General features: G+C 65.1%; 7 protein-coding genes and 1 pseudogene. 5 read left to right on the forward strand and 3 right to left on the reverse strand.

What is annotated here, in order from left to right:
* Positions 1-90: 90 nt before the first annotated feature.
* Positions 91-567, reverse strand: a complete 477-nt coding sequence (locus tag A5777_RS08795) for a MarR family winged helix-turn-helix transcriptional regulator (protein WP_156527450.1) — start codon at positions 565-567, stop codon at positions 91-93.
* A gap of 255 nt (positions 568-822) precedes the next feature.
* Between A5777_RS08795 and A5777_RS08800 the strand changes: the two genes are divergently transcribed.
* From A5777_RS08800 to A5777_RS08815, 4 genes and pseudogenes are all read left to right on the forward strand, one after another.
* Positions 823-1,479, forward strand: a complete 657-nt coding sequence (locus tag A5777_RS08800; protein ID WP_064862368.1) for an SDR family oxidoreductase — start codon at positions 823-825, stop codon at positions 1,477-1,479.
* 31 nt (positions 1,480-1,510) lie between these two features.
* A pseudogene (locus A5777_RS08805) lies at positions 1,511-2,877 on the forward strand (FAD-binding oxidoreductase).
* 184 nt (positions 2,878-3,061) lie between these two features.
* The gene (locus tag A5777_RS08810; RefSeq protein ID WP_231894995.1) at positions 3,062-4,123 is read left to right on the forward strand and encodes an esterase/lipase family protein; all 1,062 of its coding nucleotides are present in this window, start codon (positions 3,062-3,064) and stop codon (positions 4,121-4,123) included.
* An 86-nt stretch (positions 4,124-4,209) separates the two neighbouring features.
* The gene (locus A5777_RS08815) at positions 4,210-5,610 is read left to right on the forward strand and encodes an MFS transporter (RefSeq protein WP_064862370.1); all 1,401 of its coding nucleotides are present in this window, start codon (positions 4,210-4,212) and stop codon (positions 5,608-5,610) included.
* A 381-nt stretch (positions 5,611-5,991) separates the two neighbouring features.
* Here the strand turns inward: A5777_RS08815 and A5777_RS08825 are convergent, their stop codons facing one another.
* On the reverse strand, positions 5,992-6,609 hold the full coding sequence (locus A5777_RS08825) for a cysteine hydrolase (RefSeq protein ID WP_005203718.1): 618 nt from the start codon (positions 6,607-6,609) through the stop codon (positions 5,992-5,994).
* A 114-nt stretch (positions 6,610-6,723) separates the two neighbouring features.
* On the opposite strand from A5777_RS08825, the gene malQ reads away from it, so the two are divergent.
* Positions 6,724-8,886: a 4-alpha-glucanotransferase gene (gene malQ, locus A5777_RS08830; protein WP_064862372.1), complete on the forward strand. Its 2,163-nt coding sequence runs from the start codon at positions 6,724-6,726 to the stop codon at positions 8,884-8,886.
* Between the two features lie 48 nt (positions 8,887-8,934).
* Here the strand turns inward: malQ and A5777_RS08835 are convergent.
* The coding region (locus A5777_RS08835; protein ID WP_064862373.1) for an MFS transporter at positions 8,935-9,949 on the reverse strand (1,015 nt) is incomplete at its 5' end.

A 9,949-nucleotide genomic window follows, 5' to 3' on the forward strand; every position in this document is an offset into this window, starting at 1 on the left:
TCCTTTTGCAAAGTCAGTGAACGGAGGAAGTCGTCAGTGGAGATATCTGGTGGTGGGGATGGGGGGCACTCCGCGGAGCAGGTGATGCCGTCAGGTCGAGATCTCCTCTGCCAGCGCGTCGGCGAGATCCTCGATGGCCGCGTGGACGCGCTCTCGCTGCTGAGAATCGAGCCGCTCCATCGCGGCTCCGAGTAACTGGGCTTTTTTGGTACGAGCGTGCGTGATCACATCCGCGCCTTCGGGGGTTGCCACCAGGAGACGCGCCCGACCGTCCTCGGGATCGGGTGTCCTGGTCACGTACCCGAGTTGCTCGAGGCTCGCGACGAGGCGTGAGATCGTCGGCAACGCGACCGACTCACGCTCGGCAAGTGCCGACATGCGCAGCGGGCCGTGCGCGTTGATCGTCCAGAGCGCCGATGCCGTTCCGACGCTGAGATTGCCGGTCCCACTGGTGCGAAGTGCGCGGGTGACGCGAACCAGATGATGGTGCAGCACCGCGACGTCGTTGGTGCCTGCCCCGTCGAGCGTCGTGGAGATGATTGAAGTGGAGTCGGACAGGGTGATCACCTTCTTTGTCAATCGTGCTCGATTGGTCGAACTTGTCGATAACTGTGTTGTTTTCCGGGCTACGAATGCCCTGATGACGAGAAGTCGGTCAAGGGACCCAGCCACGATCAATATAGTTGCTTGATGCTAAGTAATCGAATCGTAAACTCGGCGAAGGGTGTTCGCTCGAGGGGTGTCTGTGCTTCGGGAGGAATGAGCCGTCGGCGTCGGTACGTTGGATGTGGCGACCCATTCACCGACGAAACGAGGACTCTCATGACCCAGGTGATCATCATCGGCGGACACGGCAAGATCGCACTGCGACTGGCCAAGATCTTGAGCGACAGGGGAGACAAGGTCACCTCCGTCATTCGTAACGACGCCCAATCCGACGACGTCTCGGCGACCGGCGCGGAGCCGCTGCTCGCAGATGTGGAGAAGCTCGACACGGCCGGCCTCGCCTCGGTCCTGGCGGGACAGGACGTCGTCGTGTGGTCGGCAGGTGCTGGTGGTGGAAGTCCAGAACGCACCTACGCCGTCGACCGGGATGCGGCCATCCGGTCGATGGATGCGGCGAAAGCGGCAGGCATCGACCGATACATCATGGTTTCGTACTTCGGCGCCGGACCCGATCACGGTGTGCCGGAAGGTGATTCGTTCTACGCGTACGCGGAATCGAAGGCCGAGGCCGACGAGTATCTGAAGAAGACCGACCTGGAATGGACGATTCTCGGACCGAGTGCACTCACGGACGACCCGGGCACCGGCCGCATCGACGTCACGCACAAGGGCGACTGGACGAAGGGGCACACCAGCCGCGACAACGTCGCGCAGGTCGCGGCGGCCGTGATCGTCGAGCCGTCGACCATCGGCACGTTCATCGAGTTCAACGACGGCTCCACGCCGATCGCGGAGGCCATCAAGCCAGCATAATCGGGTGGTGACCCCTGACCTCGGTGATCCAGTGAGTGGCAGACTCAACGCCCTCGGCAGACTCGGCGACATCGTCGGGTCGTCGCACGTCCTCAGCGACGCCGATGCGATGGCGGGTTACCTCACCGACTGGACAGGTCGCTGGACCGGCAGCGCCGTCGCGGTTGTCAGACCCCGCACCACCGAGGAGGTGTCCGCGGTCGTCGGGCTGTGCACCGACGAAGGTATCGCGATCTGTCCGCAGGGCGGCAATACCGGGCTTGTCGGCGGGTCGATCCCGCCCGCCGATGCCTCGACTCCGGCGATTGTGCTGTCGACCACACGTATGACCGACATCGACGAGATCGACACGGTCGGTCGCAGCGTCGGCGTGCAGGCAGGGGTGACGCTTGCGGCACTCGATGCGCGGGCGTCGAGTGTGGGTCTCCGGTTCGGCGTCGATCTCGCGTCGCGCGAGTCGGCAACGCTCGGCGGAATGGTGGCGACCAACGCGGGCGGCACCCGAATGATCCGGCATGGCAACACCCGCAGTCAGCTACTCGGGATCGAGGCCGTGCGCGCAGATGGACAGGTCCTGCGCCGCTGGCGCAGTCTCGTGAAAGACAATGTGGGATACGACATTCCGGGCCTGCTCGCGGGGAGCGAGGGAACCCTGGCCGTTATCACGCGCGTGCTCGTCCGCCTGGTTCCGACGACCGGAGCGACCGTCGTATTCATCGCTGCGATCGACGACGTATCGGTTGCACTCGCGCTGATCGACGCCGTATCCGATGCCGGCCTGACTACAGAGGCCGCGGAAATCATGACCCAGGCGGGCGTCGACCTGGTGCACGAGCACGGAGTCCGACGGCCGTGTCGACTCCCGCGCAGTTCTATGTCCTCCTGGAGGTCTCGGGTCCGCACGACGCGGAAGACGTTGTGCTGCAAGTGCTCGACGGTCAGTCGGGCGTCGTCGACGCGGTCGTGGAACCGGGTCCTTCGCGCGATCTGTGGCTCGTACGTGAGAGTCATACCGAATCCATTGCGCGGTCGACGACGACGCCGGTGGTCAAGCTCGACGTCTCGGTTCCGCTGCGGGAATTGCCGGTGGCCTTCGATGAGCTCGCTGCCATCGCTGATGACGATTGTCGGCCAATCCTTTTCGGGCACGTGGGCGACGGGAACATCCACGTGAACCTGCTCGACGTCGCCGAGAAATCGGTGGAATCGTTGAGTGACAAGGTGTTTCGAATCGTCTCCGCCCACGGCGGCAGCATCAGCGCGGAACACGGAATCGGCCGCGCGAAAGTCGCCTGGACCGGGCTTGGCCGATCGGCAGTCGACCTCGACACGATGAGGGCGATCAAGGCTGCGCTCGATCCGTCGGGGCTTCTCAACCCGGGAGTTCTCTTCGGGTAGCGACCGCATCGCGGTGTTCTGAAATGCCTGATCTTTTGAATTGCCCCTGCCACGAATTGCCCGCATTAGCGCCGACCACCTCGAACAGGCGATGCGAGCGGCGACACACTCGGTTGAGCAACTACTGACCGACCACATGACCGGTCTTGCGCCCCCATTGGCCCCTATGCTCAATCGCGAATTTATGATCAAAACCAGTCAATTCACGGGGGAATCAGTGCTGCGCAACGGATTTCGTATTTGTCCGATTCGTTCACGTCGCATCGGGTCGACGGTCGTCACGGCAGTGTCTGCGGCGCTCCTGGCCGCAGCGCTTCTCGCGCCGACGGCGGATGCGGCGACAAGCGTCGGTGCAGACCCCGTGGGTAGCGGTCCCGTACAGTCCAACTTCCGCGCGGCGGCACGATTCTCGAATCCCGAAGCGAATCCACCGGGCGCAAACAACTGGGCCTGTCGACCATCTGCTGCCCATCCGCGTCCCGTCGTTCTGGTGCATGGAACCTGGGAATCGGCGTATCAGACTTGGGCAGGCTTTGCGCCGGTGCTTGCGAGGCACGGATTCTGTGTCTTCGCACCGAACCTGGGAATACTGTCTGCGACCGATGGTGGCGGAATACCCGCACGGCAGCACGGCGGCGAGTACGGCGCGGGCCACGTCGACGAGTCGTCGGCACAGCTTGGTGCGTTCGTTGATCGGGTGCTGCGGGCGACCGGTGCGCGCCAGGTCGATCTCGTCGGCCACTCTCAGGGCGGTGTCATCGCGCGCGGCTACCTGAAGTTCCACGGTGGTGCGGATGCGTCGAATCCTCAGCGCAACAAGGTGTCTCACGTGGTGACAATGGTCGCGACCAATCATGGTACGACGATGAACGGATTGGTCGGTCTCGAGAACGATCTCCGGGCAGTGAGCATCGACATGAGCTCCGAGGTTGGCGCAGCGTCGGGCCCCGCCGGTGCGGATCAAGAGGTGGGGTCGGCGTTCATCACTCGACTCAACCGCGGTGGTGACACTCTGCCGGGAATCGGCTACACGGTGCTCACCACTATCTACGACGAGGTCTCCACGCCGTACACGGCTTCGTTTCTGACGGCTGGTCCCGGTGCCCGCGTCGAGAACATCGTGATCCAGAACGGCTGCGCCGACGACCACACCGAGCACACCGACTTCACCTACTCGCCACGAGCGCAGTCCCTGGCGCTGCGGGGCCTCGGCGCCGACGCCCCGGTGGTGTGCGTCGCACGGTGACGGCCGGTGGGGATCACACTTAGTTGAGATCACCGTGATTCATGGTCTGGGCTCATCGGCGTGGTGGTGCGTAGCGTCGAATAACCGTGACTGCGACTCCCACGACCGCATCTGATCCGCTCGCCGGATCGCCGAACGCCGCGAGCACGCCGAACGCCGCGAGCACGCCGACCGCTGCAAGCGCGGAGCCGCGGACAGACGAGACCGACGGCGAGCGGCGTCGGCGGTTGCGGACCGTCGCGGTGGCGAGTCTGCTCGGGACGACCGTCGAGTGGTACGACTTCTTTCTGTACGCGACCGCGGCGAGTCTTGTCTTCAACACGGTGTTCTTCCCGCACCAGAGCGGATTCGTCGGCACTCTGCTCACGTTCGCGACCTTCGCCGTGGGGTTCGTGGTGCGTCCGATCGGCGGCGTCGTGTTCGGTCACATCGGTGACCGGATCGGCCGGAAGAAGACGCTGGCGTTGACGATGGTGATGATGGGCCTCGCGACCGCACTGATGGGCGTGCTGCCGACGGCCGCGCAGGTCGGGATCGTCGCACCGATCCTGCTCCTGGTACTCCGCGTCGTGCAGGGGTTCGCGCTCGGCGGGGAGTGGGCGGGTGCGGTCCTGCTCGCCGTCGAGCACAGTCCGCGGGGGCGTCGAGGCTTCTTCGGTTCGATTCCGCAGATCGGTCTGGCGCTCGGCCTCGCACTGGGCACGGCGATGTTCGCGCTGTTGCAGGTGGTTTTCGACGACGACGCGTTCCTCGCCTACGGATGGCGCATCGCCTTCCTCGGCAGCATCGTGTTGGTCGTCATCGGGTTCGTGGTGCGCCTGAAGGTCGACGAGACGCCCGCCTTCCGGGAGGTCGACAAACTCTCCCAGAAATCGTCTGCGCCACTCAAGGAGGTGGTGCGTCGACCGTATACGCGCAACACCGTGCTCGGGCTGCTCGCTCGCTGGGGTGAAGGGTCGGCGTTCAACACCTGGGGTGTGTTCGCGATCGCCTATGCGACAACACAACTCGTTCTGCCCAAGGTCTCGGTGCTGATCTCGGTGACAATCGCCTCGCTGGTGATGGCCGTGCTGCTACCGGTGTCGGGCGTGCTCACCGACCGGTTCGGCCCCAAGCGCGTGTACCTGGCGGGCATGATCGCCTACTCGCTTGCGGTGTACCCGGTGTTCGCGCTCTTCGGCACCGCCGACCTCATCTGGTTCACCGTGGGACTCGTGGCGGTGTTCGGCGTGGTGCACGCCCTGTTCTATGGCGCGCAGGGCACGCTGTTCGCGAGCCTGTATCCGACGCCGGTCCGCTACACCGGGCTGTCGGTGGTGTATCAGTTCTCCGGCATCTACGCGTCGGGTCTCACGCCGCTCATCTTGACCGCGCTGCTCGGCGCGGCGGGTGGCACGCCGTGGCTGGCCGCGGGCTACCTGGTGCTGACCGGACTGATCAGCGTCGTCGCCACCTCGCTGATCCGCCGCAGCGACCAGTTCTTCTAGGAGATCATCGAGCGCGCGCAGTCGTCGCGTGGTGATTGGGGTGTTGTGCGCGGGAGACGACAGGGAATGGCGCGGGTGTTCGAGGTGGTTGGCAGTGTCGTGCAGAACGTTTTCGACACGGCCAGTGACGCAGAGATGTCGCTGCTGCCGCTTCTCGACCAACGAGTGAGCGCATCGAACTTCGACGGGGCGTACGAGATCCTGCCGCACACTATGAGGCAACACCATGTCGGCGATAGGTCGGGTTGCCCGCGGCGTCGATCCACGTATCAATGCCGCCGGTGGCGCGACCTCGGCATCGGACCGCCGCTCGCCGTCTGACATCACGTTCGCACGGCATCACGCGGGCGTGGACGGGCGGGTGTGAGGCCCGGCCGGCACCTACAGCGCCGCGAGAACCTCCGACGATTCGACGGGCAGCGAGAACATCGGATAGTCGAACGAGATGGCGTTTTCGTGTTCGGCCGGCGACGTCGCGGCGGTGCAGTCGGTCAGCGTGATGACGCGGTAGCCGTTCTCGTAGCCTGATCGCATCGTCGACTCGACGCAGCAGTTGGTGAGGAATCCGGCGAGGATGATCGTCTCGATTCCCTTGCTGCGCAGAATGAAATCGATGTTGGTGCTCGCGAAGGTGTCGAGGCCGCGCTTGCCCTCGATGAGGATGTCGCCCTCCGTCGGGGTGAGATCGTCGACGATCGCGGCACCCCACGTGCCCTTCACGAAGGCGTTGCCGTCGACGACGCCCTTGAGGATTCCGTACGGGTGTCGGGTCAGTTCGCCGTAGCCCGGCGCGAAGGTGATGGGTGCGTGCATGATCGTCACGCCTGCGGCGCGGGCCTTGTCGACGAGTGTGACGGTGTTGGACAGCATCCCCGTCGAGTCCATGACCTCGGCGACGGCGTCGTGCAGAACGCCTCCGTCGCTGGTGAACTCGTTCTGGTACTCGATGAGAACCAGTGCGGTGGTTGCTGGGTCGAGGGTGAGCGTGTCGTCGGCCATGAATACTCCCAGTGTGCAGTGATCGGGGTCACAAGAATTCAACTGCGTGCTGGGTCGTCGCGCAAGGTTGTCGGTGAGCGCGCGTCCCCGCCGAATCGGTGAGACGATGCAGACGTGACGACCGATCAGGTGAGTGACCGGCTGGCCGAGCTCGCACAGCGCTGCGGAGTGAGTATCGGCTACACCGGTTGGGATCAGGAGTATCACGAGGTATCGCGGGACACGCTGGTTGCGGTGCTCGCATCGCTCGACGTCGCGGCAGGCACCGACGTCGAGATCGAGCAGTCCCTGGCAGAACTCGACGTCGCCCCGTGGCGGTCCTTCCTGCCCCCGGTCACCGTTGTCACCGAGGGTGATGACACGACATTTGCTGTGCACGTTCCGCACGGCGATCCGGTTGCGGTCTGCATCCGAACGGAATCGGGGGACACGCTCACGCCGACACAGCTCGACGTATGGATTCAACCGCGGGACGTCGATGGTGTGCTCACCGGGCGGGCGACGTTCGCGTTGCCGTCGGATCTGCCGCAGGGCTATCACGAGATCGTCGCGGCCAATCCGGCGCGCGACGTCAACGCGACTGCACCCTTGATCGTCACACCACGTCGGCTCTCGACCGCAGACGACCTGCTCGGCGCGCAACAGTGGGGGCTGGCACTGCAGCTGTACTCGGTGCGTTCGGCGTCGTCGTGGGGGGTCGGCGACTTTGCCGACCTCGCCCAGGTATGCGAGGTCGCGGGCAGTGTCTACGGCGCCGACTTCGTGCAGGTCAATCCGATGCATGCCGCGTCACCACGCCCACCTGTCGAGGCATCGCCATACCTGCCTGCGACGCGTCGTTTCGTCAATCCGCTCTACATCAGGATCGAGGAGATCCCCGAGACCGACGATCTGCCGAAGGCGCAACGCAAGTGGATCAAGGGACTGCAGAAAGAGTTCTTCACCGACGACCTCGATCCGTCGAGAATCAAGCGCAACAAGTCATACCGGGCAAAGCTCGACGTGCTCGAACTCGTCCACGACGTTCCGCGCAGTAAGCGTCGAGATCACGCCTTTCTGCGGTTCCGAAAGCGAGAGGGCAAGGGGCTCAAGGGTTTCGCTACGTGGTGTGTTCTCGTAGAACGGTTCGGAAGTGATGAGACCGCCTGGCCGGACAAGGCTTCTGATCCGCGATACCTCAAGCGAATTCGCCGTCGGTACAGCGATCGCGTCGACTTCTACATGTGGTTGCAGTGGATCTGCGACGAGCAGCTGGCCGCGGCCCAACACGCGGCGACGTCGTCGGGTATGAGTATCGGGATCATCACCGATCTGGCCGTCGGCGTCGATCGACACGGGGCCGATGCCTGGATGCTCGGTGACGTGCTGGCGTCCGGCGCGACCGTCGGCGCGCCGCCCGACGGGTTCAATCAGCAGGGGCAGGGCTGGAATCAGCCGCCCTGGCATCCCGGCCGACTCGCGGCGGCAGGCTATGAGCCGTATCGCGACATGCTGCGGACAGTTCTGCGGCATGCAGGTGGCCTCCGCGTCGACCACATTCTCGGGCTCTTCCGGCTGTGGTGGATTCCCGACGGTATGGGTCCCGCGGGCGGCACGTATGTCCGCTACGACCACGACGCACTGCTAGGCATCCTGGCACTCGAGGCGCAGCGGGCAGGTGCGGTGGTGATCGGTGAGGATCTCGGAGTCTTCGAGCCGACGGTGCAGACCGCGCTGGCGCAACGCGGAATCCTCGGGACGTCGATCCTGTGGTTCGAGCACGGCCCATACGCACCCATCCCGCCGGAGGAGTACCGAGAACTATGCCTCACCTCGGTGACCACGCATGACCTGCCGCCGACGCTGGGCTACCTCGCAGGCGAGCACATCGATCTACGCGCTGAGCTCGGATTGCTCGAGACGTCGGAGTCGGAGGAACGCGCCCGTGACGCGCGCGACCGCGACGCCATCCTCGACCTCGCTCGTGCACGCGGGCTGCTCGATCCGGACACCGCGCTGACGAGTGCTGAGACCGTGGAAGCGCTGTATCGGCTCATCGCGGCAAGCCCGTCGGTGCTGCTCGGAGTGGCGCTCGTCGACGCCGTCGGGGAGCGTCGGATTCAGAACCAACCGGGCACCGACAGCGAGCAATACCCCAACTGGTGCATCCCCCTCGCAGACGAGGACGGGACCGTCGTGCTTGTCGAGGATCTCGCCAGTAGTCGTCGGTTCGCCGACCTCGTCGCGGCCCTGGTGGGAGAGGGCGTCGGCGCGCATCGGCGCTCGTTGCCCGAGTAGTGACCGGCCGAGGTCTGACTTACCGGGATCGGTTGGCCTGAAGCGCAATCATGCGAAGGCGCGGGCGTTCTCGCGTCGCACGGCCACGGCGGTCAACACCAGCGCGATGAGCGCGAGCACACCGACGGCCACATTGAACACGACCCCCGACGTCTTGAGTCCCCAGTGCGATGCCGCGATACCCTCGCCGACGATGGGGATCGAGATGGCGACGTACGCGACGACGAAGAACGTCGACATCACCTCGGCGCGACGATCAGCGGGACTTGCGGCGACGACCGACGCGAGTCCCTTGCTGAACGAAAGGCCTTGTCCCGCACCGGCAATCAATGCTCCGATGACGAGCAGCGTGAACGAGGCGGCGAGTAGTCCGCCCACCAGGACGGCCATGCCGACGACCAGGAGCGCACAGCCCGCGATCAGTGCGCGTTCGGTGGGGATCGTGCGACCCGCGATCTGCGCTGCGGCGGACGCGCCGAACAGGAGGAACACCAGACTACCGGCGAGTGCGGGCGAGTGGATGCCGAGCACGTGCGAGACGAACGACGGGGTGACGCCGGTGAATGTGCCCATCACCGCGAAACCTGCGAAGGCCGCGATCGCGGCACGTGCGAAGACCGCGCGTGTCTCCGGCGGCACCGACAGCTTCTGAACCGACAGGCGGGTCCCTTCCTTGCGCGTCACGGGCTCGGTCATGAACCAGATGCCGACGAACACGATCGCCAGCAGCACGAGGTCGACGATGAACGCGGTGCGCAGCGGCGCCGGGGCGAACTGCGCGAGCAGTCCGGCGATCAGCGGACCGAGGCCGAGTCCGCCGATGTTGGCCGCGGTCGCGAGTGCGGGCGCGCGGTGACGCCAGCTCGGAGGTGCGAGTTCGATGACCGCTGCGGTCGCCGCACCTGCGTAGATACCTGCCGACAGGCCGGAGAGCACACGTCCGATCATGAGCTGCCACACCGGGCCCGCGGTCAGGAAGACGACGGCGCTGATCGCCGAGAGGATCGCGCCCGCGATCAGCAGTGGACGCCTACCGAGGATGTCCGACCAGCGTCCGAAACAG

The organism is Gordonia sp. 852002-10350_SCH5691597, assembly GCF_001665715.1.
GTDB lineage: Bacteria > Actinomycetota > Actinomycetes > Mycobacteriales > Mycobacteriaceae > Gordonia > Gordonia sputi.

What these genes read in the sequence shown, in the direction of transcription:
- A5777_RS08800 (WP_064862368.1), top strand. Translation starts at nt 823, where the DNA reads ATGACCCAGGTGATCATCATCGGCGGACACGGCAAGATCGCACTGCGA.
- A5777_RS08810 (WP_231894995.1), top strand. Translation starts at nt 3,062, where the DNA reads ATGATCAAAACCAGTCAATTCACGGGGGAATCAGTGCTGCGCAACGGA.
- A5777_RS08825 (WP_005203718.1), bottom strand. Translation starts at nt 6,609, where the DNA reads ATGGCCGACGACACGCTCACCCTCGACCCAGCAACCACCGCACTGGTT.